Raw genomic sequence first — 24224 nt, 5'->3', positions numbered from 1 at the left:
ATTCTTATACCTTTTGCTTATATTTTTGCGAGTGTTAAAGGGATTTAACTTAACTTTATAGGTTGGATAAATATTATGGGAAAGTTTCAAGATTTATTATTACAAATAGAAAGCTTCATTCGTAAGTATTATAAGAATGAAATGATAAAAGGTGGATTCCTCTTTTTAAGTATTTTCCTGCTTTCTTTTTTAGTCGTTTCTACGCTTGAATATTTTGGTCGTTTTAATGGTAATATTCGTTCATTTCTTTTCTTTTCTTTTTTATTGGTCAATGGGTATGTTTTAATCCGATATATTATAATACCTTTTTTAAAATTGTTTAATCTAGGTGATCGTCTAAATGAAAATGAAGCTTCTCAATTAATTGGAAAACTCTTTCCGGATGTTGGGGATAAATTAGAAAATACGCTACAATTAAAAACGCAACTAAATACAGAGCAATATAATTATGATTTGGTGGAAGCCAGTATTAATCAAAAAGCGGATGCCTTGTCTGTTATTCCTTTTACTACTGGTATACAACTTTCTAATAATAAGAAATACCTAAAATATTTATTACCAATTCTATTTGTCATCTTTTTAATTTTACTGATTCGCCCGTCCATTTTTTCGGATGGTTCTAAACGTTTGGTTAATTATAACATGGAGTTTGTGGAAAAGGCTCCCTTTGAATTTATTTTAAAAAGTGCCGATTCTGTTATACAGGGACGTAATTATACATTAGAAATTAAATTAAATGGCAGTGAAATTCCTAAGGAGGTTAAGATTGTTTCTAGTAACGGGACTTATAATTTGACAAAACAAAATAATTTGACTTTTGTACACGATTTCGCAAATTTAGGGGAAGATTTAAATTTCTATTGTGAAGCGAATGGATTTAAATCACAGCAATTTACTGTAAATGTGTTACAAAAACCGGTATTGGATGGGGTAAAAATAAAATTGAATTATCCAAAGCATACTGGTATGGCAGCGGATGAAATTAGTGATTTGTCTGACCTTACCATTCCGGAAGGAACAAGGATTGAATGGTTATTGTCTTCCCAAAATACGGTGAAAATGGTTTCTAAATTTGAAGATACTAGCTTGTCCCTTTTACCCAATGCAAATCATGAGTTTAAGTTTAATCAAGTACTGCGTGCTAGTCAGACTTATAATTTATTGTTTAGTACAAAACAATTATTGAATGCGGATACTTTATCTAATCAAATTGTGGTGATAGCCGATCATTATCCTAGCATTGAAGTTGAAGAACAAATGGATTCATTACAACCTTTGCAAAGATTTTTTAGTGGAAATATTCAAGACGATTATGGTTTTAAAACTTTAACTGCTATAGTAAAAACACAGTATAAAGATTCGGCGGCAGTGAATAAGTATAATATTCCAATTCTGGCCCAACAAACGAATCAAACATTTGCTTATAGTTTAGATTTTAAAAGTTTGCAATTAAAACCTGGTAGTACGGTCGACTATTATTTTGTCGTGCGCGATAATGATGCACCCAATGGCTATAAGTCTACTACTTCTTCCGTATTAACTTATCGGGTGGCTGAGTTGTCGGAACTGGAAAATGATTTGTCGGAACAGTCTGAAAATTTGAAAAAGGAAATGAATGCTGCAATTAAGGATGCAAAAGCATTAAAGGAAGACATTAAGTCGATCAAAAATAATTTGATTAATAAAACTACGCCTGACTGGAAAGATAAACAAAGTATGAATAACATGTTGAATCTTCAAAAAGATTTGCAACAGAAGTTGGAACAGTTAAATCAGCAATTGGATCAAAAAGCACAACAAGAAGAAGAGTTTTTGCAAAATTCAGAAGAGCTAAAGGCCAAACAAGAAATGTTAGAGAAGTTGATGGAAGACTTAATGGATGATGAAATGAAAGCTTTGTTAGAGGAGCTAGAAAAAATGATGGAGGAGATGAATAAGGATGACATCTTAAAAAATATGGAAAAGATGGAACAAAAGTCTAATAAGTTGGAAGATGAACTAGACCGTACATTGGAAATATTTAAGAATCTAGAATTAGATAAAAAGATAGAAAGCATAGAGGAGCAATTAAGAGAATTAGCAGAAAAACAAAATGCTTTGGAAGAAGCAACTAAGGATAAAAAGGAAAGTGCAGAAAAACTGGAAGAACAACAGGAATCTTTAAACAGCGAATTTGAGGAGATTAAAAAGGACATGGAAGAGGCGAAGCAGATGAATGAGGAGTTAGAAAAGCCAAAAGATTTAGATTTTAATAAAGAGGAAGAACAGCAAATTGAAAAGGAAATGCAAGATGCCAAAGAAAATTTGGGAGATAGCAAGGAAAAAAAGGCGGCCCAAAATCAAGAAAAGGCAGCCGATATGATGGAAAAAATGGCAGATGATGTGCAGGCAATGTTATCAGCGGCCGCTGCACAGCAAGAAGGGGAAGACATGGAAAAGCTACGATTTCTTCTAGAAAACATTGTGGCTTTATCTTTTCAACAAGAAAACTTAATGGAAAATTATGATTTAATAGATCAAAAGAATCCACTATTGATTAGCTACAATAGAAAGCAATTGCAAATTAACCAGTCGACTTTAATCGTAAAAGATTCTTTATTGGCATTGGCAAAAAGACAACCTCAAATTTCTAATACTATTTTGTCACATTTAAATGATCTTGATTTTAACCAAGAAAAAGTGATGGGATATGGACATGATAGAAATTTATCCAAGGTGATGCATCACCAACAATATGCAGTCACCAGTTATAATGAGTTGGCATTATTATTAGCGGAAGCTTTAGAGCAAATGCAAGAAGCCATGAAAAATAAAATGCCTGGTTCTGGTCAATGTGATAAGCCAGGTGGTTCAGGAAAAGGAAAGCCTTCTTCTCAAATGTCCATGGAGCAAATGAAAAGTCAACTCAAAAAGCAAATGGAGCAAATGAAAAATGGAGAGAATCCAGGTGGTAAAGAAGGGAAGAAACCAGGAGAAGGAAGTGGCATGGGAACGCAAGGAGATGGACAAGGGAGTATACCGGGACTTAGCGCTAAAGAGGTTGCTAAGATGGCCATGGAGCAAGCGCAAATGCGAAAGGCTTTACAAAACATACGTCAAGAATTAAATAAGGATGGGTCTGGAGCAGGAAATGGACTAAACCCATTAATTGAAGACTTGGAAAAATTAGAGAATGATTTGTTGAATAATGGATATACCAATAATATGTTAAAACGCCAGCAAGATATTATGACACGTTTATTGGAAAATGAAAAAGCGATTATGGAACGTGGATTTAGTGAGGAGCGTGAATCAAAATCAGGAAAAAACTTAGAAGAAGGTAACCAAAATAAATTAATAGAGTATAACCAAAAGAAGGAGGCAGAAATTGAATTACTAAGAACGCTTCCGGTAGGACTAAGAGTTTACTATAAGAATATGGTGAACAATTATTTTAACACGGTAAACAATTAATAAATGCATATTTTGAAAATTAAATCAGAGATTACTAATATCAGCCAAGTGGAATCCTTAATCGATAACGTTTGTGCAGATTTAAATATTTCAGAGGATTTATATGGTAACATTCTAATTGCAGTTACTGAAGCAGCAAACAATGCCATTGTACATGGTAATGCACAAAATGCAGATAAAGGTGTGGAGTTTATTGTCGACCGATTAAATAATGAATTGGTCTTTTCGGTAACAGATGAAGGTAATGGTTTTGATTACGATCAACTACCCGACCCTACCGCTCCAGAAAATATTGAGAAGCCTGATGGCAGAGGAATATTTTTGATGAAGAATTTATCGGATAAGATAGAATTTTTGGAAAATGGTTCAAAAGTTAATATTACTTTTGCATTACATGAATAGTATTACATTTCATATGGATGATGTAACTATTCCGGATTTTAATCCGGAATTTTTGCGTTTATGGATTCAGCACATTGCGGAGAATAACCACAAAACAGTTGGTGAGCTTAGTTATATATTTTGTTCAGATGAATATATATTAAACATTAATAAGGAGCACTTAAACCATGATTATTATACCGACATTATCACTTTCAATTATAATGAAGAGGAGGTACTGTCTGGTGATATTTTTATAAGTGTAGATACGGTTGCCACTAATGCGGAAGAGTATGGTAATGGTGTTTTTAAAGATGAATTAGAACGAGTGATTATTCATGGTGTTTTACATTTGATTGGTTTCAATGATAAGACAGATGAAGATCAAAAGGAAATGACTTTAAAAGAAGATGAGGCATTGGAATTAAGAGAACGTTTCACGTGAAACAATTTCTTCCATGTTTCACGTGAAACAAATAAAAGAGATGTTACAAGAATATGATGTGATTGTTGTTGGTGGTGGACATGCAGGGTGTGAAGCAGCACATGCAGCCGCTAAAATGGGGTCTTCTACCCTGTTGGTGACCATGAATTTGGCGACTATAGCCCAAATGTCTTGTAATCCCGCCATGGGCGGAGTTGCAAAGGGACAGATTGTACGTGAGATTGATGCTTTGGGTGGCGGATCGGGAATTGTATCGGATCAAAGTGCTATTCAATTTCGGATGTTGAACCTTTCCAAAGGTCCGGCTATGTGGTCTCCAAGAACACAAAACGACAGAATGCTCTTTGCTGCTAAATGGCGGGAAAAATTAGAGCAAACCGAGAAGTTAGATTTTTGGCAAGATATGGCTACTGGCATAGTGGTGGAAAATGATAAGGTGGTAGGTGTAAAAACCTCCCTTGGTATGGTCATTAAGTGTAAATCGATTGTGTTGACCAATGGGACTTTTTTGAATGGGAAAATTCATTTGGGAGAGAAACAATTTAAGGGTGGTCGTGCTGGAGAAAGTGCGAGTTATGGTATTACTGAAAATTTAATTGATTTAGGGTTTGAGTCTGGAAGGATGAAAACAGGAACACCGCCAAGAGTGGATGGGAGATCTTTGGATTATTCAAAAATGGAAGAACAAGCAGGAGATGTTTCTCCTTTTAAGTTTTCTTATGCTAAGGAATCAGATTATTTGCAAAAACAATTGCCTTGTCATATTACCTATACAAATCCGGCTACACATGAAATGTTGAAGACAGGATTCGATCGTTCTCCTATGTTTAACGGTGCGATTAAAAGTGCTGGACCGCGATATTGTCCTTCTATCGAAGATAAAATTAATCGTTTTGCAGAACGTGATCGTCATCAAATTTTTGTAGAACCGGAAGGTTGGAATACGGTGGAAATTTATGTGAATGGATTCAGTACATCTTTACCAGAGGACGTACAATTAAATGCTTTGCGTACCATAGTCGGTTTTGAAAATGTTAAAATGTTTCGTCCGGGTTATGCAATCGAATACGATTACTTCCCCCCTACACAATTAAAACATACTTTAGAAACTAAAATTGTAGAGAATTTATATTTTGCTGGACAAATTAATGGAACAACAGGATATGAAGAAGCCGCAGCCCAAGGTTTAATGGCTGGAATAAATGCACACTTAAAATTGCGTAAAAAAGAACCCTTTATATTAAAACGATCGGATGCTTATATCGGTGTTTTGATTGATGATTTAATTACCAAAGGAACCAAAGAGCCTTATCGCATGTTTACTTCTAGAGCAGAGTTTAGAATTTTATTGCGACAAGATAATGCAGATTTAAGGTTGACCGCTTTGGGACATGAAATAGGTTTAGCAGATGAAAATAGATATATTAATGTGCTAAAAAAATCGGAAGATACACAGGCCATTAAAACGCTATTAGAAAATACAAGTGTTTCGCCAACGGAAATGAATGAATATTTACTTTCCATTAACTCCTCTCCTTTAAAACAAAAACAAAAAGCAAATGTGTTGTTGTCCCGCCCACATGTTAAATTGTCGGAAATGGAAATAAATAGTCCCCAATTGACAAAGCAATTGAGTGCGTATAAAGCGACAAGTTTTGATGCCGTGGAACAAGCGGAAATTCAAATTAAATATGATGGTTATATTTCTCGTGAACAAGAAATGGCCAATAAAATGATAAGACTGGAGAATGTTAAAATTCCATTGGATATTGATTATAGTGTTTTTTCTTCGCTTTCCGCAGAAGCGGTCGAAAAGTTGACCGCTATTCAACCTGTAACTATTGGACAAGCTAGTAGAATTAGTGGGGTGTCTCCATCCGATATTTCTGTATTATTAGTTTTTTTAGGAAGATAATTTTATGAATCAAATACAAAATTGTCCCTTGTGTGGACATCAAAAGTTTAAGCCGGTATTGTCTGCAGTTGATTATACGGTAAGTAAAGATACTTTTAATATTGTAGCTTGCGAGCAATGCAAGTTTCAATTTACTAATCCCATTCCGGAAGAAGATAAAATTGGTGCTTTTTATAAGTCTGAAAGTTATGTTTCGCACTCTTCTACCAATAAGGGGTTGATTAATAAAATATACCAAAGGGTTAGAAAACATACCTTGAAGACTAAAAGTGATTTGGTGCTAAATGTGGCCAATGGAAAAGAAGTATTGGATATTGGTGCAGGTACTGGACATTTTTTGAATCAAGTCAATCATGTAGGACTTCACGGAAAGGGATTAGAACCTGATGAAGATGCAAGAGCTTTTGCCAAGTCTAATTTTAATTTGGACCTGGCACCAATAGAAAAGTTACATGAATTAGAAGCTGGTAGTATAGACGTTATTACCATGTGGCATGTCTTAGAACATGTATATCATTTGCAAAATGATTTTACACAAATGGTAAAACTGTTAAATCAAAATGGTAAATTAATTATCGCTGTACCTAATAGAAATTCGTATGATGCTAAAATTTATAAAGCATATTGGGCTGCTTATGATTTACCAATTCACTTGTATCATTTTACACCGACAGATATTAAGGCATTGGCAAAACAACACGGAATGAAAGTAGAGCAAATTTTACCCATGAAATTTGATGCCTATTATGTTTCTATGTTGAGTGAAAAATATAAGGGAGGAAATGTATTCAAGGCCTTCTTTAATGGATGGATCTCAAATATGAAAGCAAAAAATGATTCTTACTCCTCTCAAATCTATATTTTGAGCAAAGAAAGCTAATTAACGTCTTTCTACGGGGTTTTCTATAAGTTTTGGCTCAGTGGTATTGAAAATCTGTTTTTATGCTTTAGACGTCTTTTGGTGAGGCGGATTTGTTTTAGGTCTAAAACATTGAATAACAGGTTTTTATATGCTTTTAAGGACATTTCTTTACTTTTTTATCTTTTCTACCGTTTTTACTGCTGCGGCGCAACCAGTATTTTTTAAAATTGGTTTGGGTTTGGATTTTGGTAGTCATGTTAAGCGTATTGGGTTACGTTCTGAAGTCTCCTATTCATTATACTTTGTGGAACTCAATTCTAATTTGGGATGCTATTACAATTTTAAAAGTTTTGGGGTACAAGAAAAAACGCCGGAATTACAATTTGGTTTAGGTAGTAGTTTTGGATTTGGGACTAAAGGTGAAATTCCTGAATATTTTTTCGACAGTAAATTGAATAACTCTTCTTACCCCTATGCCCTATCTTATCATTATCAAATTTATTTAGATAAGCAAAATACTTCTCAAACTACGGGGACAATTGGTTTACACATTAAGCATTTTTCAATCCTCACAGAAAATGATTTATTAGGTGCAGGTAAGGGTTGGAGAGATCGTTTTAGAACAGGTGCTTTAGCGATAAACTATCGCTACAAAGCTTATTTCTTTTCCATCAAGAATATCATGTACACGGGCGATTTTGCCTCGGCTACTAAGGTGTTAGATAGTGATTATCCAGCGCGTTTTGGTTACCGTAGTGCTGATAAAGCTATACATGCTGACAGGTCAGTAGGACTTTTAAGTTTTACATTTAGTTATGCCCTACCCTATCACCAAATTGTAGGACTGTCAGTAGGTTTGGATTCCGAGAAAATACGGCATCAATTACAAAATGAATGGATGCATGATATGATTTTTTATACGGATAAGATGGTGAAAAGGAAATTGATGCATATTCCAATGCTACAAGACAACGGAAGCCAATTTTTGTACCAAAATGGTGAAGAAATTAAACCGGGTCGTTTGTATTATAATTTGGGCATTAACCCTATGTTATTTTATTGATAGTATGGAGATTATCCAACACTTAAATGAATGGATCTTTGCAATCGGGAGCGTAAATTAATAATGTGTGTTTACTTAGCTAATCCCTTTTTTTGATCAATATAAACTAATAATTAATCTATTTTTCCCTTTTGTAAATCAGCAGTTTTAATGGCGTACATTCATAATAATGCTTGTCCGTGTGGCGTAAAGGAACCAATATCTTAGAAGAAATATTTTAAAACAAGTTGCCTATAAATCCCTGCTCTTTACAAGAATAAATTGCAAGAGAAGGGATATTATAATTGAAGATCAGAATTTTGTTCTTACCTTTTTATTTTGAATCTTGTAATGCTTGAAGCGCTTTGTCATAATTTGGTTCATCTACTATCTCCGGCACTTGTTCTGTATAAGTAATTACTCCTTCAGAATCGACAACAATCACCACTCTACTGTGTAAGTTAAATAAGGGCCCTGAGATCATTTCTAAGCCATAATCTTTTCCAAACTTACTCGTAGCATAGTCGGATAACATTACTACGTCTTCGAGTCCCTCAGCACCACAAAATCTATTTTGAGCAAAGGGTAAATCGCTAGAAATACATAAAACTTTTGTATGCTCTAATTTTGATGCTTCTTGGTTAAATCTTCTTACGGACTGTGCACAAGTACCAGTGTCTACACTTGGAAAAATATTTAATACCAATTTATTACCTTTGAAATCTGCTAATGAAATTTGACTCAAATCAGTTTTAACTAAGGTAAAATCTGGTGCTTTTGTTCCTACTTCTGGTAATTCGCCAATCGTTTTAATTGCGTTTCCTTTTAATGTTACAGTACCCATATTATTTGCTAATTGTTAAATTATTATCTTTTTGAATCATCTTCTCTGCAGCTTTGATCATGCCTTCCACATCATAGCCACATTCTGCATACAATTGATTTTGTGTACCATGCTGTATGTATTTGTCAGGTATACCTAACCTTTGAATGTGCGCAGTGTATTGATTGTCGGCCATAAACTCTAATATAGCCGACCCCATACCTCCCATTACGCAACCATCCTCAATGGTAATTATTTTATTGTATTTTGAAAACACTTCATGTAAAAGTGCCTCGTCTAATGGTTTTACAAATCGCATGTCGTAATGTGCTGCGGATATGCCTTTTTCTAATAGAGTATCACAAGCTTGAATGGTTAAATTACCTATTGGTCCGATAGTTAAAAAAGCCATGTCTTCTCCTGCTCTTAATTTTTTTCCAGTACCCACTTTAATTTCTTTAAATGGTGTTTTCCACTGCGGCATTACCCCTGCCCCTCTTGGGTACCTTATGGTAAATGGACCTTGGTCTTTTAGTTGGGCGGTATACATTAAGTTTCTTAATTCCTCTTCATTAATTGGAGAAGAAACTACCATGTTTGGAATAGACCGCATAAAGGATATATCGTACGCACCATGGTGTGTTGCACCATCTGCTCCAACAAAACCAGCCCTGTCTAAACAAAAGACAACATTTAGATTTTGTAAAGCTACATCATGCAATACTTGGTCGTATGCTCGTTGCATAAAAGAGGAATAAATGTTGCAAAATGGCACCATTCCTTGGGTTGCCAGTCCTGCTGAAAAAGTGACGGCATGCTGCTCTGCAATACCGACATCAAAAGCACGGTCGGGCATGGCAGCCATCATGATGTTTAAAGAACAACCTGAAGGCATGGCTGGTGTAACCCCCATTATTTTATCATTTTTTTCGGCTAATTCCACTATGGAGTGACCGAATACTTCTTGAAATTTAGGTGCTTGTGGCGATTTTGGCACCACTTTTATAATCTCTCCTGTTTCTTTATTAAAAACGCCTGGCGCATGCCATTTAGTAGCATTTCCTTCTTCTGCGGGTTTGTATCCCTTGCCTTTTTTCGTAAGGACATGCAATATTTTTGGACCAGGAATATCTTTTAAATCTTCCATGATATTTACCAAACCAACTACATCATGACCATCTACTGGACCAAAATAACGTAGGTTGAAGGATTCAAATAAATTACTTTGTTTGAGTAAAGTACCTTTTAAAGCATGTGATATTTTGGAAGCAATCACTTGGGCATTTGGTCCAAATTTTGAAACCTTACCCAATAATTTCCACACATCATCTTTAACTTTATTGTAAGTATGTGATGTGGTAATGTCGGTTAAATATTCTTTTAAAGCACCTACATTTGGATCAATTGACATGCAATTGTCGTTCAACACAATTAGCATATTAGAATTGGTAAAACCAGCTTGGTTAAGACCTTCAAAAGCCAAACCTGCAGTCATGGAACCATCTCCAATAACAGCAATGTGTTGTCTGTCGTTTTCGTTCTTGTATTTGCTGGCTAAAGCCATCCCTAAAGCGCCAGAGATTGAAGTAGAGGAATGTCCAACTCCAAAAGTGTCGTATTCACTCTCACTTCTTTTAGGAAAGCCAGACATGCCACCATAAAGACGGTTAGTATGAAAGATTTTCCTTCTGCCTGTTAATAATTTATGTCCGTATGCTTGGTGTCCCACATCCCAAACCAATTGGTCGTATGGTGTGTTAAAGACATAATGCAGTGCCACAGTTAACTCTACAACGCCAAGACTTGCACCAAAGTGTGAATTACCAATTTCCGAAATAACATCTACTATGTAATTCCTTACTTCATCTGATACCTGGCTCAGTTGATTGATGTCAAATTTTTCCCGCAAATCTTTTGGGAATTCGATTTGTTCCAAATATGGACCCGGTTTATAATCTGGCATAAAAAAGTAATTTAAACAAATTTACAATAAATATTGATGATATAATTGTTTGTTTATTAATTTATGTGAAAAGTTAAACAATATGACTGTTTCAGTCTTATAATATTGTCTCGTTTATTTGAAAATTCAGGGTTTTACTGATTTTTTTTAACAAGGCCAATTCCTTATCATCTACAAAAGCAATGGATAAACCTTTTCTTCCGCCTCTAGCTGTTCTACCTGATCTGTGCGTATAATAATCGATTTGATCTGGCATTTCGTAATGGATTACGTTGTCTAGGTTTTCTACGTCTATTCCTCTGGCAGATACATCTGTGGAGATTAAAAACCCTAAGCTCTCATTTTTAAATGCACGCATTACTTTTTCTCTTTCCAACTGTGTTAAATCGCCTTGAATGGCTTCGCAAACTATATTTTTTGATTTGAGTTGTTTGGTTAATAATGCAGTGGCCTTTTTCGTTTTACAGAAAAGTAATCCACGGTTTATCTGATTCTTTTTAAGGTATTGAATCAGGGTATTTAATTTTTCTGCAGTATTACAAGAAATATATTCGTGTTTAATATTTTTATTGAGGACTGTCTTTTCGGAAATAATCACCGAATGGGCATTTACTCTTAAGTGTTTTTGAATCAGTTTTTTTATGTCCTGCGGTAATGTGGCTGAAAATAGCCAAGTATTTACCTTGCCTTTTGAATAGGATAAAATTTGTTCAATATCTTCTTTAAAGCCTAGTTTTAGCATTTCATCTGCTTCGTCTAATACTACGTATTTTAAGTTTTCTAAGTTTACTTTTTGTTTGTCTAATAAATCCATTAGTCTACCTGGTGTAGCGACAATAATATGGGTATTTTTGTTTAAAAGAGACAGTTGTTTGGCCATGTTTGGTCCACCAGTAATACTTACCGAAAAAATAGGTTTATAGTATTTAGTAAATTTAAATATATTTTTAGCTATTTGTTGTACTAATTCTCTGGTTGGTGCTAGTATTAAAGCTTGAACATTGTTGTTTTTAACGTTGATATTTTGTAGTAATGGGATACTATAGGCGGCAGTTTTTCCTGTTCCAGTTTGGGACATACCAATGAAATCGGCACCTTTACTACTTAAAAAAGGGATGCTTTGTTCTTGAATTTCAGTTGGTTCAATTATGTTTAATTCTGTTAACCTTTTTATAATTCTTGCATCAACACCTAATTCCTTAAATTCACTCATGGGTTTGTAAGTTTGTAATGAATAATTTCGTTGATCAACTCGTTTTCATATCCTTTCTGATATAAATAATTTTTCAACTTACCTTTTTGCTCCCATGCATTTCCTTTTAAGCTGGGAATCTTTTTATCTATCAAGTCTTCAATCGTAGTAATATACGCTTCTTCCTCAATGTTGTTTAATCCTTTTTTTATAGAGTAATCGGATATATTCTTATGTTTTAAGTGGGCTTTAATTTTTAATCTCCCCCACTTTTTAATATTAAATTTTCCACTTGCATAAGCTTCAGCAAACCTTTCTTCATTTAAAAAATTGTTGGAAATAAGGTCTGCAATTAATATATCCTGGTCTTCTGTATGGAAGCCCCAAGTGAATAATTTTTGCGTTAATTCTTGTGCACAACGTTCCTGGTATGCACAAAGCGCCTCTAATTTAGCCTTCGCTTCTAATAAAGAATATTTTTGTGGTGTAGCCAATGTCTTTATAATTGGATACTAATTTAAGAATTCTAAATAGTGATTAATAAATTAAACCACTATTTTATTATTATCCTTATCCAGAAATGAAAATTCAAAGAAAGTATTTGCGTTTACTGGCTTCACAGAAATCCACTTTTTGTATTTGAAAAACCATTTTACCTGTTTCGATATTATGCCATTGGTAAAAAATGAAGCAATATATGGGTGTGCAAGTAAGGTCAGTTTTTTATATTTCCCACTTAAAATTAAGTGGTCAAGTGCAGATTCAATTTCGTCGGTAAACATAATAGAAGCTTGTATTTTTCCTGTTCCTTCACAAGATGGACAAACTTCGGATGTTTCAATATTAGTTTCTGGTCTTACCCTTTGACGGGTAATTTCCATTACACCAAATTTACTTGGTGGAATAATACTGTGCTTAGCTCTATCTGTTTTTAAGAGCTCTTTCATTTTTTCAAAAAGCATTTTATTATGCTCTTTTTTGTGCATGTCAATAAAGTCTACACAAATAATTCCACCCATATCTCTTAAGCGCAATACACGTGCTAGCTCTTCTGCCGACTCCATGTTTACTGCTAAAGCATTTTGTTCTTGGGTATCGCCTTTTGCGGACCTATTTCCTGAGTTTACATCTACCACGTGCATGGCTTCGGTATGCTCAATAATTAAGTAACCACCGCTAGATAAAGGTACTTTTTTACCGTAAAGTGTCTTAATTTGTTTGTGGATGTTAAAATGTTCGAAAATATTTAGCTTCCCTGTGTAAAGATGTAAGATCTTTTCTTGACCAGGAGATATAGAAGAAATGTAATCGTGCATTTCATCCATCAACTCTTTGTCATTGATGTGAATCTTAGTAAAATCGTCATTTAATAAATCTCTTAACAAAGAAGAGGCTCTATTTAATTCACCCAATACTTTTTTTGGCGGCTTAGCTGTCTTTAAATTTTCGTGAATCAACTTCCACTTATCCAATAATGTTTTTAAATCATTATCTATTTCCGAAATCTTTTTGTCTTCCGCAACTGTTCTAATAATAACCCCAAAGTTTTTTGGTAAAATATCACGCATAATATCACGTAATCTATCTCTTTCTTTACCGTTCTTTATTTTTTGGGAAATGGAAATTTTTTGCGAAAAAGGTACCAATACAATGTATCTTCCTGCTATTGTAATTTCCGCATTAAGTCTAGGTCCTTTAGTGGATATAGGCTCTTTTGCTACTTGAACTAAAACTTGTCTAGTCGAGGTTACTGCATCATCAATCTTTCCAGATTTTTCAATATCTGCTTCTGGTTTAAAATACAATAAATCAGCTACTTTTTGTCGCCCTTGAAGTGTGTTTTGTACATACTTATCTAGGGACTTGAATTGTGGGCCTAGATCTAAATAATGCAAAAAGGCATCCTTTTCATAGCCTACATCTACAAATGCAGCATTTAAACTTGGCACTACCTTACGTACTTTACCAAGGTATATATCACCTACCATAAAATCTTTATTGCCTTTTTCTTCGTGAAGTTCAATTAACTTTCCTTCTCGCATTAGGGCAATCCAAATTCCGTTGGCTCTGACGTCAACAACTAACTCAAAATTCATTCGGACTTATTTAATATGAATGATAACAAACACAGAATACTTAGCAACTTTGCAGTTACTAAGTATTCAAACTTTTCAAAAATCAAAAAAATTATTTTTTCTTTTTGTGTCTGTTTTTTCTAAGTCTCTTTTTTCTTTTGTGAGTGGCCATTTTATGTCTTTTTCTCTTTTTTCCGCTTGGCATAACTTAATATTTATTTATAATTAATTTTCTATTTACAAAAAAACTCCCTGAAATTCAGGAAGTTTTTATTAAACTCTAAATTTTAGAGCGCAAAGGTAATAAAAGTATTTTAGTTTTACAACTATTTTACTTTCACCTTTGTTTTAACGTTTTCTACAAATGTTTTTGCAGGTTTAAACGCAGGAATGTTGTGTGCTGGTATAATGATTGATTGATTTTTAGAAATGTTTCTTCCAGTTTTTTCTGCTCTCTTTTTTACAATGAAAGAACCAAAACCTCTTAAATAAACATTTTCACCACCTGCTAAAGATCCTTTAACATTTTTCATGAAAGATTCAACTGTTGCTAATACAGCTGCTTTTTCTACACCAGTTTCGTTTGCTACTTTTGTAACAATGTCTGCTTTTGTCATAACTATTTAATATTTAATCGTTTGTATTTGGTTACAAAAATAGCGGATTTTTATAAATAAAAAGAATAATTTAGACAAAAAATAAGTTAAATTCCATAAATGATTGATAAGCAGTACTTAATATTTGACTGGTATTCAGAAAATAAGCGTAATTTGCCCTGGAGAAGTGTCAAGGACCCCTATTATATTTGGCTGTCTGAGATAATATTACAACAAACTAAGGTCGATCAAGGATTGCCTTATTACTTGAAGTTTATTAAATGTTACCCTAATGTGAAATCTTTAGCAGCAGCCGATTTAGAGTCTGTACTTAAATTGTGGCAAGGTTTGGGCTATTATAGTAGGGCAAGAAATTTACACAGTGCAGCCAAGCAAGTGATGACAGATTTTGGGGGTGTTTTTCCTGATAATTATGATAGCTTGTTAAGCTTAAAGGGTGTAGGAGAATATACCGCGGCGGCTGTTAGTTCTTTTGCGTATGGTGAAGCAAAAGCGGTAGTAGATGGTAATGTATTTCGGGTTTTAAGTCGCTTATTTAAAATTGCAACACCAATCAATTCCACCAAAGGAAAAAAAGAATTTACCATTTTAGCGAATGAAATTTTAGATAAAAGTCAACCTGGAGAGCATAACCAAGCCATGATGGAATTAGGTGCTTTAGTATGTAAGCCAAAGAGTCCGCAATGTGAAATTTGTCCAGTGCAAGGAATTTGTCTTGCTTTTGCAGATAAAACCCAGTTAGATTATCCGGTGAAAGAGAAAAAATTAAAAGTGAAAGTCCGACATTTAAATTATTTGCTGTTTCTAGATCAAAATAATAATATCCTTATCCGAAAAAGAGAAGGTCAAGGGATATGGGAAGGATTATATGATTTTCCCTGTGTGGAAACAAGCGAGTCCGTGGATGAAGTAAAGGAATTTGAAGGGGTGACACTAAAAAATGTTTTCTTGGATTTGGAAGTAAAACATATTTTGACACATCAAAAATTAATGGTGAAATTCTGGGTACATCATAAGAAAGATACCCCTAAAACAAATGGTTATATGGCCATACCAATAGGCGATATCAGTAATTTTCCCTTGCCGCAATTAATTGTGAGATATGTGAATGAATCTTCCTTTTTCAAAAGATAAATCATATCTTTGTTAGTAAAATTGACAAACTTATGGCTGGTAGTGTAAACAAAGTGATTTTAATTGGAAATTTAGGAAAAGATCCTGAAGTAAGACATTTAGAAAATGGGGTGGTAGTGGCTAATTTTTCCATAGCAACTTCTGAGACGTTCACAGATAAAAACACAGGCCAAAAACGCGAAATTACCGATTGGCATAATATTGTGGTGTGGAGAGGTTTGGCCAAAGTAGTAGAAAGCTACGTGAAAAAAGGCATGAAAGTGTATGTAGAAGGGAAGTTGAAAACTCGTTCTTGGCAAGATGAACAAAAAAACACAAGATATACTACAGAAGTAGTTGCGGATAATTTGACCATGTTGACCAGGGCTGAGCCTGCGACAAATCAAAGTGAAAATCAATATCCAAAGTCAATTGAAGAAAATAAAAGTCAACCAATGACGCAAAGCATCCAACCTGAAGAGGAAGATGATTTGCCATTTTAATTTTAAAGGATGGGTACTGATTTAATACCGCTGATAGTTTCTTTTGTTATTTTAATTCTCTTGCTCGTTGGTTCGGCATTAATTTCTGGATCTGAAGTGGCTTTTTTTTCCCTAAAACCAGTCGACCTAGAAGAGTTAGAAAAGGATACTTCTAAAAAAGCTAAGTTAACTATTACATTATTAGAACGACCTAAGCGATTGTTGGCTACAATTTTAATCGCGAATAATTTTATTAACGTTTCCATCATTGTGCTTTCTTCCTTTATTTCAACCTTGCTGTTTCCAGAAAATAGCATAGAAGATTGGCTAAAGTTATTTATCGATATCGTGGTAATCACTTTTATTATCTTACTCTTTGGCGAAGTAATTCCAAAGGTATATGCTAGTAAAAATAGTAAAAGCATGACGCTTTTAATGGGGGCGCCTCTGTATAAAATTGGCAAATTTTTTCCAATTAACTATTTGGTAAAAGGATTGGTTGCAGGGACTGCAGTATTAAGTAATTTAGGAAAGAAAAAATCCATGACCGTGTCTTCAGATGATTTGGAACAAGCCATTGAGTTGACAAAAGAGTTGGAAGGTAAAGAAGATGAACATAAGATTTTAGAAGGGATTGTAAAGTTTGGCCAAACAGATGTTAAACAAATTATGAAAGCCAGAACAGATGTAGTGGCTTTTGGTATTCATGAACCTTATGAAAAGATTCACGAACATATTTTAGAACATAATTATTCTAGAATACCCGTTTTCGAAGAGTCTTTTGATAATATTAAGGGTATTTTATATATCAAAGATTTAATCCCATTTATCGATCATCCTCCAGAAAATTGGCATTCTCTGTTAAGAGAGCCTTATTATGTGCCAGAAAATAAAAAAATTGATGACTTGTTAAAAAGTTTTCAAGAACGAAAAATTCACATGGCTATCGTAGTGGATGAATATGGTGGGACTTCTGGAATTATTACTTTAGAAGATATTTTGGAAGAAATAGTTGGAGATATTTCGGAAGAATATGACGGAGAAGACCTAAATTATACCCAAATTGATGAACATACTTATTTGTTTGAAGGAAAAATGTCATTGATGGATTTCTATAAAGTAATAGATATGGATGGTTCTTTATTTGAAGAATCGAAAGGAGAGTCGGATACCTTGGCTGGTTTTATGATTGAACAGGCAGGAAAGATTTTAGTTAAAAATGAAAAAATTGTTTTTGGCAATTATACCCTAATTGTAGAAGCGGCTGATAAAAGAAAACTTAAAAAAATTAAAGTAATAATTGATGATGAAGTGGCATAAAATTCTTTTTTTTATCGGGATGACGATCATTTTTATTGGTTGCGATACGGAGGATATAACTTACCCAAAACCTCTAAGTGGGATGAAAATATCTTTTCAAGAAAAAGATTTTTCTAACCAGATTCAAGGATGTAACTTTGAATTTTTAAGTCCAACTTATGCGGTAATAGATAGTGCGACCCAAGGGTGTAATTTGAATATTAACTATATCCCTTTTGATGCAACCTTATTTTTAACCTATATTCCAGTGGACACTGGTGGTTTAATGAATCATTTAGAATATTCGAGAAAATTGGTATATGAACACAGTATTCAAGCTGATGGGATTGAAGAAAAAACCATTGTTAATCCAGCACATCATGTGTATGGAACTGCTTATAAGTTAATTGGTAACTCGGCCTCTAATTACCAGTTTTATTTGACAGATAGTTTGAATCATTTTTTAAGGGGTGCGCTGTACTTTAATGCGAAACCAAATTACGATAGTTTAAAACCATCCATTGACTATTTAATGGTAGATTTTGACACATTATTCAATTCCTTAGAATGGTCAACAATAACTGAAGAATGAGTTTAATTAAAAAACCGATACAAGTGGTACTTATTGCTTCGGCAATATTAATGGTGATGGTATTGGTAGGACTTATTGGCGTAAGTTTTGTCATGGAAGCCGATATTCACTTATGGGTGTACATTGTCTTCCCTTTATTTGTTGGCGTGGTCGCTTTATTACTTTTTTATTATTTTATTGAAAGGTTTATCAACCAAGAGATCAAGGCAATTTATCGGGTGATAAGTAAAAAGAAAAACATTAAAATAAATCCAGTTAAATTAAATGAAAATGTATTTCAAAGCCTTTCAGAAACTACTGCTGCTTGGGCAGAAACGCAACAAAAGCAAATTGAAAATTTAGAAGAACAAGCCAACTTTAGAAGGGAGTTTTTGGGTAATTTGGCCCATGAATTAAAAACACCAGTATTTAGTATTCAAGGGTATATTCTTACCTTGTTAGAAGGTGGGCTGGAAGACGAAACGGTTAACCGTGATTTCTTAATTAAAGCCAGTCGAGGGGTGGATAGAATTACTTCTGTTTTAGATGATTTAGATAATATTTCACGATATGAGTTTAATCGTTTTAATTTAAAGCTGACTAAGTTTGATATTGTAAGATTAACCAAAGAGGTTTTTGATACCACTCAATCTAGTGCAGAAGAAAAAAATATTACCTTATCCTTATTTCAAAATTACGATCCCATTATGGTTTCTGCAGATAAAGGTAAAATTGGTCAAGTTTTAATTAACTTGATTTCTAATTCTATTTCATATGGCATTGAAAATGGGCATACGCAGATTAAATTTAGTAAAGTTTCCAGAAAACAATTATCTGTCGAAATTATAGATGACGGCATAGGGATAGAGGAAGAGCATTTTAATCGCTTATTTGAACGATTTTATCGGGTAGAAAAAAGCAGGGCTAGAAATTTAGCTGGCTCTGGTTTAGGTTTACCAATCGTAAAACATATTATGGAAGCCCACCAACAAAGTATTACGGTTAACTCCACGGTAGGTGAAGGCTCCGTTTTTACATTTACATTAGACCTAGCATAAATGATTTTAAAAGTTTCAAAACGGAAAAAAACAGCATATTATACCGCTTTCCGTATTGGGTTTTCTTATCTTTTTTTAAGCTTCTTTAAAAGGTTTTATCGTGTAGGTAGTTTTGAAGAGAAACTAAGCAAACTGCACAGTAAAAATGCCCTATTATTAAAAGAGAAAATTATCGATTTAAATGGTCTCTTCATTAAAATAGGGCAACTAATTTCTGTCATGTCTAGTGTTTTGCCTAAAGCGTATGGTGAAGCCATGGAGTCTTTACAGGATAAGGCACCAGTAAGTAACTTTGAGCGCGTTAAACCGGTTTTAACGGCCGCATTAAACGAATCCATTGATAATGTTTTTAAAACCTTTGACGAAACCCCAATTGCTTCCGCTTCTATTGGTCAGGTGCACAAGGCAACGCTCTTTAGTGGAGAAACAGTAGCTGTAAAGGTGCAGCACCCGTATATATCAACCATTGCAAACCTCGACTTGGACATCATTGAAAATTTATTTAAAATGATGAATCGATTTTTCACCTTTAATGGTTTAGATACGGTTTATACGCAAGTAAAAATCATGATACTCGAAGAGTTGGATTACCAACACGAAGCAGATTCCATGGTGATTATTAAACAAAACATTGCCGATATAGAAGGGGTTAAAGTGCCTAAAGTATTTACTGCTTATAGTACTAAAAATGTTTTGGTGACGGAATTTTGTGCAGGTGTAAAAATCACAGATGCCGAAAAGATAGGAGCTTTTAATATGGACGAAATTTGTGATAAGTTGCTTTTTACTTATTGTGAAATGATGCTAAAGAATGGTTTTTATCATGCCGATCCACATCCAGGTAATCTACTTTTAAACGAAAATGGAGAAATTGTGATACTGGACTTTGGGGCGGTAGGAACTTTAAGTAAGGCGACCCGTTTCGAAATTCCAAAATTGCTTCAAGCAGTCCTGGCAAACGACGAGGAAAAAGTATTGATAAGCATGCAAAAGCTTGGATTTTTAAGTCGTGATAATAACAAGGAAAGGGTGGCAGCTAAAATAATTGCTGCTTTACAATCTTTTATTAATAGTGGCGTAAAGATGGAAGATATGGATTATCAAACCATTAAGAATTCTGAGATGGAGGATTTAAGGAAGGAGCTAAGTTTAAAAGAACTCACCGCTACTTTTGATGTACCTAAAGATTGGATTTTACTAGAAAGAACTATCTTATTATTACTAGGTGTGTGCAATACCATCCACCCAAATTATAACCCAATAGATACCGTAAAACCCTACCTCAAGAATATGATTTTATCCAAAGAATATTTGGGTGATTTTATAAAAGAAGGTATTAAAAACCAAGCAAATATTATTTTTTCTTTACCAAGTAGATTAGATACAGTGCTTCGAAAAGCAAATAAAGGGGAAATTGAATTCGAAATTAAAAGTCTACCTAAAAGTGCCCAAAAACTATACTTGGTCATCCAACAATTTATTTTTGGTTTGTTTGGAATTCTCGCTTTTGTAATGGCCTATAATAGCAATGAAAATGGTAATAAAGCTTACGAAAAATGGTTTTTGGTTATTGCTATGGTTTCGCTTTTATTATTTATATATGTGTTGTTTAAAGGACGGACTAATAGATAAGTTGTACGCAATAAGTTTATATTTGGCAAACATACACCGTTAACAATTTACTGTTTTTTATTTAACGTTTCCTTTTATTTTACTTAACATTTTGAGCCAAAATAAGCCGTTAATTTGTTTATTCTATGCAACGACTTAACCTTTTTCGATTAATTGTATTCATCTCCGTGATACTTGCCGCTTCTTTATATGAATTGAATAAAGATTATAAAAAACTTCAAGCTAAGGAAATCGAAAAAATGGAACAACAAAAACATTCATTGGTGCATCAAAACGAATAGTATAAAGTGTTGTTTAATTGATGAGATTTACCCCTTCTTTTGCGACTGTTAAATGGGACACTTTGCTAAACAATATGCTTCGGTTGTCATCAATATGTCCCGCAGGAAAGTTGAAACAAATTGGAATGTTTAACTTTTCAAAATGACTTAATATCACTTCATCTACTGAAATACCAAAGGGTACCTCTGTGTCTTTTATGTCAGAAAAACTACCGACAATTAATCCCTTCAAACCTTTTAATTTTCCAGCTTTTTGAAAAGCCCACAACATGCGGTCAATGGCGTAAATATATTCTCCAACTTCTTCTAAAAATAATATTTTCCCATTTGTGTCAATGTCAGAATTTGTACCAATTAAGGTGTGTAAAATGGCCAAATTACCACCAATTATTTCTCCCGAAGCCTTTCCCTGTGCATTGAGCGGATGAGCTGGAATCTGGTATTGATTTTCTATTCCGTTTAAAAGGTTTTGAAGGGAAGACAAACTCGCTGCCGTATTGGTTTCAAAATTCAAAGGCATGCTACAGTGGGCAGTTTTCAGGCCTAAATTTTGAAAATGAGCGTGAAATACTGTCACATCACTAAATCCTAAAATTAATTTAGGGTGCTTTTTTAAAGGGGAATAGTCTAAAGCATCTACAATTTGAATGCAACCGTAACCGCCTCGTGCGCAAAGTATAATTTCAATTTCACTTTCGTTAATGGCAGATTGAAAATCATGAATCCGTTGCGCAACGGTTCCGGAAAAATAGTAGTGATTGCCTAAGGTGAACTCACCTACACTCACATGGTGCCCCATTTCCGTTAATTTATCAATCGCAGCTTCAACTAATACTGCCGAAATGGCCTTTGCAGGTGCTAAAATTCTAATATTTTTACCCATGAGGGCTAAAAATACAATTTGGAATTGAATTGCACCAATTCCTTTTACTATTTTTGTGCAAAGTTCAAGAATAATTAGATGAGTGAAAAATTTACAGTAACCGCAGCTTTACCATACGCAAACGGACCTTTACATTTAGGTCATATCGCAGGGGTTTATCTTCCTGCCGATATTTTTGTGCGTTTTTTAAGAATGAAACAAGAGGATGTTTTGTTTGTATGTGGCAGTGACGAACACGGTGCAGCTATTACTTTACGTGCTAAAAAAGAAGGTATTAGTCCGCAAGATATTGTAAACAAATACCATCAAATTAATTCTAAAGCATTTAAAGACTTTGATATCGATTTTGATATTTATTCAAGAACTTCCAACGAAATTCACCACCAAACGGCACAAGATTATTTTAAAGTATTAAATGATAACGGTACTTTTACCAAACAAACTACGGAGCAGTTTTATGATGATGAATACAATCAGTTTTTAGCTGATCGTTATGTGACAGGAGAATGTCCGAATTGTCATAACCCAAATGCATATGGCGACCAATGTGAAAAATGTGGTTCTGCTTTAAGTCCAACTGAATTGATTAACCCTGTTTCTACCTTGAGTGGCAAAACACCAGTACTTAAAGAAACAACCCATTGGTTCTTACCTATGGAACGTCATGAAGAATGGTTAAAGGAGTGGATTACGGATGGAACGATTGATGGTGTGCAACAGCACGATCCAAAAACATGGAGAAACCAAGTCAATGGCCAATCTTTAAGTTGGATTAATGGTGGTTTACATCCTCGTGCCATGACTAGAGATTTGGATTGGGGGGTGAAAGTACCTGTTGAAGGCGCAGATGGCAAAGTATTATACGTATGGTTAGATGCACCAATTGGATATATTTCTGCCACCAAAGAATGGGCACAAGCCAACAATAAAGACTGGAAAGAATACTGGACAGGTGATAGAAAATTAGTACACTTTATCGGAAAAGATAACATTGTTTTTCACGCCATTATTTTCCCAATTTTATTAAAGCAACACGGTGGTTTGGTATTGCCAGACAACGTGCCTGCTTATGAGTTTTTAAACTTGGAAGGCGATAAGTTTTCAACCTCAAGAAATTGGGCAGTTTGGTTGCACGAATTCATGGCTGAAAATCCAGATAAAAAGGATGAGCTAAAATACGTTTTAACCGCTATTGCACCTGAGAGTAGAGACAGTGAATTTACTTGGGCAGAATTTCAAGCAAGGGTAAACAACGAATTGGCAGATGTTTTTGGAAACTTTGTCAACCGTTCAATTGTATTGACACATAAATATTTTGAAGGAAAAGTTCCTGCAAGGGGAGCAACTGACGAATACGATCAAGAAGTATTGGCTGAATTAGCGACTTATAATACTAAAATAGAAAATTTAATACGCGCTTATAAATTGAGAGAAGCCCAAGCAGAAGCTATGAATTTAGCCCGTTTAGGAAATAAATATTTGGCAGAAACTGAACCATGGAAATTGGCAAAAACCGACATGAAAAGGGTAGAGACGATTTTAAATATCGCCTTGCAGATTACAGCCAATTTAACGGTTGTATTTCAACCATTTTTACCTGCAAAAGCAAAAACTTTAGCGCAGTTTTTAAACATTGATTTATTGGATTGGTCGGCTGTTGGTAAAGATGATATCTTAAGTGACGGTCACTCATTAAATAAGCCGAGTATTTTAATCACTAAAATTGATGATGATTTTGTGGCAAAACAAATAGAAAAATTAGAAGCTTCTAAAGTAGAAGAGGTTGTATCTTCATTTGAGCCTCAAAAAGAAAACATTACTTTCGACGAATTTACAAAGTTAGACATTCGTGTAGGTGAGATTTTAGAAGCGGAAAAAGTGCCAAAGGCCGATAAATTATTGAAATTATTAGTGGACACTGGTTTGGATAAAAGGGTAGTGGTTTCGGGAATTGCTGAACACTATAAAGCGGAAGAAATTATTGGTAAAAAAGTATCTATTCTCATGAACTTAGCCCCGAGAAAAATTCGTGGTGTGGAATCACAAGGGATGATATTGATGGCGGAAGACAAGGACGGAAAACTGAGTTTTGTGTCACCCGAAAAGGATTTTGAAGCCGGGGGAGAAGTAAGGTAGT

Annotated in this window: 20 protein-coding genes; 13 read left to right on the top strand and 7 right to left on the bottom strand. The window is 34.3% G+C overall.

What is annotated here, in order from left to right; translation table 11 throughout:
• Positions 1-75 precede the first annotated feature (75 nt).
• The 6 genes from DNU06_RS11910 to DNU06_RS11885 all read left to right on the top strand — a co-directional run bounded on the left by DNU06_RS11910 (position 76) and on the right by DNU06_RS11885 (position 8119).
• Positions 76-3453, top strand: a complete 3378-nt coding sequence (locus DNU06_RS11910; protein ID WP_111063569.1) for a DUF4175 family protein — start codon at positions 76-78, stop codon at positions 3451-3453.
• Between the two features lie 3 nt (positions 3454-3456).
• Entirely contained in the window at positions 3457-3855 is a 399-nt protein-coding gene (locus tag DNU06_RS11905) for an ATP-binding protein (RefSeq protein WP_111063568.1), read from the top strand.
• Complete coding sequence (gene ybeY / locus DNU06_RS11900; RefSeq protein WP_233503028.1) at positions 3848-4279, top strand: rRNA maturation RNase YbeY; 432 nt, start codon at positions 3848-3850, stop codon at positions 4277-4279. The genes DNU06_RS11905 and ybeY overlap by 8 nt, the downstream gene beginning before the upstream one ends.
• 13 nt (positions 4280-4292) lie before the next feature.
• Positions 4293-6194, top strand: coding sequence for a tRNA uridine-5-carboxymethylaminomethyl(34) synthesis enzyme MnmG (gene mnmG, locus DNU06_RS11895; RefSeq protein ID WP_379659550.1), 1902 nt, complete (start codon positions 4293-4295; stop codon positions 6192-6194).
• A 4-nt stretch (positions 6195-6198) separates the two neighbouring features.
• A complete protein-coding gene (locus DNU06_RS11890; protein ID WP_111063567.1) occupies positions 6199-7074 on the top strand; it encodes a class I SAM-dependent methyltransferase in 876 nt (291 codons plus the stop codon).
• A gap of 130 nt (positions 7075-7204) precedes the next feature.
• On the top strand, positions 7205-8119 hold the full coding sequence (locus DNU06_RS11885; RefSeq protein ID WP_111063566.1) for a polymorphic toxin type 23 domain-containing protein: 915 nt from the start codon (positions 7205-7207) through the stop codon (positions 8117-8119).
• A gap of 313 nt (positions 8120-8432) precedes the next feature.
• Here the strand turns inward: DNU06_RS11885 and tpx are convergent, their stop codons facing one another.
• The 6 genes from tpx to DNU06_RS11855 form a co-directional block, all read right to left on the bottom strand.
• Entirely contained in the window at positions 8433-8942 is a 510-nt protein-coding gene (gene tpx / locus DNU06_RS11880; RefSeq protein WP_111063565.1) for a thiol peroxidase, read from the bottom strand.
• Position 8943: 1 nt separating this feature from the next.
• Positions 8944-10884 (bottom strand): 1-deoxy-D-xylulose-5-phosphate synthase, encoded by a 1941-nt coding sequence (gene dxs / locus DNU06_RS11875; protein ID WP_111063564.1) that lies wholly within the window; start codon positions 10882-10884, stop codon positions 8944-8946.
• 97 nt (positions 10885-10981) lie between these two features.
• Positions 10982-12097, bottom strand: a complete 1116-nt coding sequence (locus tag DNU06_RS11870; RefSeq protein ID WP_111063563.1) for a DEAD/DEAH box helicase — start codon at positions 12095-12097, stop codon at positions 10982-10984.
• Positions 12094-12570, bottom strand: coding sequence for a regulatory protein RecX (locus DNU06_RS11865; RefSeq protein ID WP_111063562.1), 477 nt, complete (start codon positions 12568-12570; stop codon positions 12094-12096). The genes DNU06_RS11870 and DNU06_RS11865 overlap by 4 nt, the downstream gene beginning before the upstream one ends.
• 51 nt (positions 12571-12621) lie before the next feature.
• Positions 12622-14172, bottom strand: a complete 1551-nt coding sequence (locus DNU06_RS11860) for an Rne/Rng family ribonuclease (protein WP_111063561.1) — start codon at positions 14170-14172, stop codon at positions 12622-12624.
• A 305-nt stretch (positions 14173-14477) separates the two neighbouring features.
• Complete coding sequence (locus DNU06_RS11855) at positions 14478-14768, bottom strand: HU family DNA-binding protein (RefSeq protein WP_111063560.1); 291 nt, start codon at positions 14766-14768, stop codon at positions 14478-14480.
• 99 nt (positions 14769-14867) lie between these two features.
• Between DNU06_RS11855 and mutY the strand changes: the two genes are divergently transcribed.
• From mutY to DNU06_RS11825, 6 genes are read left to right on the top strand one after another with little or no spacing between them, the layout of a single operon-like run.
• The gene (mutY, locus tag DNU06_RS11850) at positions 14868-15902 is read left to right on the top strand and encodes an A/G-specific adenine glycosylase (RefSeq protein WP_111063559.1); all 1035 of its coding nucleotides are present in this window, start codon (positions 14868-14870) and stop codon (positions 15900-15902) included.
• A gap of 32 nt (positions 15903-15934) precedes the next feature.
• Positions 15935-16384 carry a single-stranded DNA-binding protein gene (gene ssb / locus DNU06_RS11845; protein WP_111063558.1) on the top strand — a complete coding sequence of 150 codons (450 nt, stop codon included), beginning with the start codon at positions 15935-15937 and terminating at the stop codon, positions 16382-16384.
• A gap of 9 nt (positions 16385-16393) precedes the next feature.
• Positions 16394-17683 (top strand): gliding motility-associated protein GldE, encoded by a 1290-nt coding sequence (gene gldE, locus DNU06_RS11840; RefSeq protein WP_111063557.1) that lies wholly within the window; start codon positions 16394-16396, stop codon positions 17681-17683.
• Entirely contained in the window at positions 17667-18254 is a 588-nt protein-coding gene (gldD, locus tag DNU06_RS11835) for a gliding motility lipoprotein GldD (protein WP_146239229.1), read from the top strand. Before gldE ends, gldD begins: the two co-directional genes overlap by 17 nt.
• Positions 18251-19291 carry a sensor histidine kinase gene (locus DNU06_RS11830; protein WP_111063555.1) on the top strand — a complete coding sequence of 347 codons (1041 nt, stop codon included), beginning with the start codon at positions 18251-18253 and terminating at the stop codon, positions 19289-19291. Before gldD ends, DNU06_RS11830 begins: the two co-directional genes overlap by 4 nt.
• Complete coding sequence (locus DNU06_RS11825) at positions 19292-20923, top strand: ABC1 kinase family protein (protein ID WP_111063554.1); 1632 nt, start codon at positions 19292-19294, stop codon at positions 20921-20923.
• Between the two features lie 294 nt (positions 20924-21217).
• On the opposite strand, the gene DNU06_RS11820 is transcribed toward DNU06_RS11825, so the two are convergent.
• Positions 21218-22087, bottom strand: a complete 870-nt coding sequence (locus DNU06_RS11820; RefSeq protein ID WP_111063553.1) for a S66 peptidase family protein — start codon at positions 22085-22087, stop codon at positions 21218-21220.
• A gap of 78 nt (positions 22088-22165) precedes the next feature.
• Between DNU06_RS11820 and metG the strand changes: the two genes are divergently transcribed.
• Complete coding sequence (metG, locus tag DNU06_RS11815; RefSeq protein WP_111063552.1) at positions 22166-24223, top strand: methionine--tRNA ligase; 2058 nt, start codon at positions 22166-22168, stop codon at positions 24221-24223.
• The last annotated feature ends 1 nt before the right edge of the window (position 24224 follow it).

This window comes from Putridiphycobacter roseus (assembly GCF_003234935.1).
GTDB lineage: Bacteria > Bacteroidota > Bacteroidia > Flavobacteriales_D > Crocinitomicaceae > Putridiphycobacter > Putridiphycobacter roseus.
Note: the sequence above shows the minus strand (reverse complement) of the source record. Positions and strands in the feature narration are given on the sequence as shown.

Coding starts and splice junctions, on each gene's coding strand:
- DNU06_RS11830 (WP_111063555.1), top strand. CDS start 18,251: ATGAGTTTAATTAAAAAACCGATACAAGTGGTACTTATTGCTTCGGCA.
- DNU06_RS11855 (WP_111063560.1), bottom strand. CDS start 14,768: ATGACAAAAGCAGACATTGTTACAAAAGTAGCAAACGAAACTGGTGTA.
- gldD (WP_146239229.1), top strand. CDS start 17,667: ATGATGAAGTGGCATAAAATTCTTTTTTTTATCGGGATGACGATCATT.
- DNU06_RS11905 (WP_111063568.1), top strand. CDS start 3,457: ATGCATATTTTGAAAATTAAATCAGAGATTACTAATATCAGCCAAGTG.
- mnmG (WP_379659550.1), top strand. CDS start 4,293: ATGTTTCACGTGAAACAAATAAAAGAGATGTTACAAGAATATGATGTG.
- DNU06_RS11870 (WP_111063563.1), bottom strand. CDS start 12,097: ATGAGTGAATTTAAGGAATTAGGTGTTGATGCAAGAATTATAAAAAGG.
- metG (WP_111063552.1), top strand. CDS start 22,166: ATGAGTGAAAAATTTACAGTAACCGCAGCTTTACCATACGCAAACGGA.
- DNU06_RS11910 (WP_111063569.1), top strand. CDS start 76: ATGGGAAAGTTTCAAGATTTATTATTACAAATAGAAAGCTTCATTCGT.
- ybeY (WP_233503028.1), top strand. CDS start 3,848: ATGAATAGTATTACATTTCATATGGATGATGTAACTATTCCGGATTTT.
- mutY (WP_111063559.1), top strand. CDS start 14,868: ATGATTGATAAGCAGTACTTAATATTTGACTGGTATTCAGAAAATAAG.
- DNU06_RS11860 (WP_111063561.1), bottom strand. CDS start 14,172: ATGAATTTTGAGTTAGTTGTTGACGTCAGAGCCAACGGAATTTGGATT.
- DNU06_RS11885 (WP_111063566.1), top strand. CDS start 7,205: ATGCTTTTAAGGACATTTCTTTACTTTTTTATCTTTTCTACCGTTTTT.
- DNU06_RS11825 (WP_111063554.1), top strand. CDS start 19,292: ATGATTTTAAAAGTTTCAAAACGGAAAAAAACAGCATATTATACCGCT.
- dxs (WP_111063564.1), bottom strand. CDS start 10,884: ATGCCAGATTATAAACCGGGTCCATATTTGGAACAAATCGAATTCCCA.
- DNU06_RS11820 (WP_111063553.1), bottom strand. CDS start 22,087: ATGGGTAAAAATATTAGAATTTTAGCACCTGCAAAGGCCATTTCGGCA.
- tpx (WP_111063565.1), bottom strand. CDS start 8,942: ATGGGTACTGTAACATTAAAAGGAAACGCAATTAAAACGATTGGCGAA.
- DNU06_RS11890 (WP_111063567.1), top strand. CDS start 6,199: ATGAATCAAATACAAAATTGTCCCTTGTGTGGACATCAAAAGTTTAAG.
- ssb (WP_111063558.1), top strand. CDS start 15,935: ATGGCTGGTAGTGTAAACAAAGTGATTTTAATTGGAAATTTAGGAAAA.
- gldE (WP_111063557.1), top strand. CDS start 16,394: ATGGGTACTGATTTAATACCGCTGATAGTTTCTTTTGTTATTTTAATT.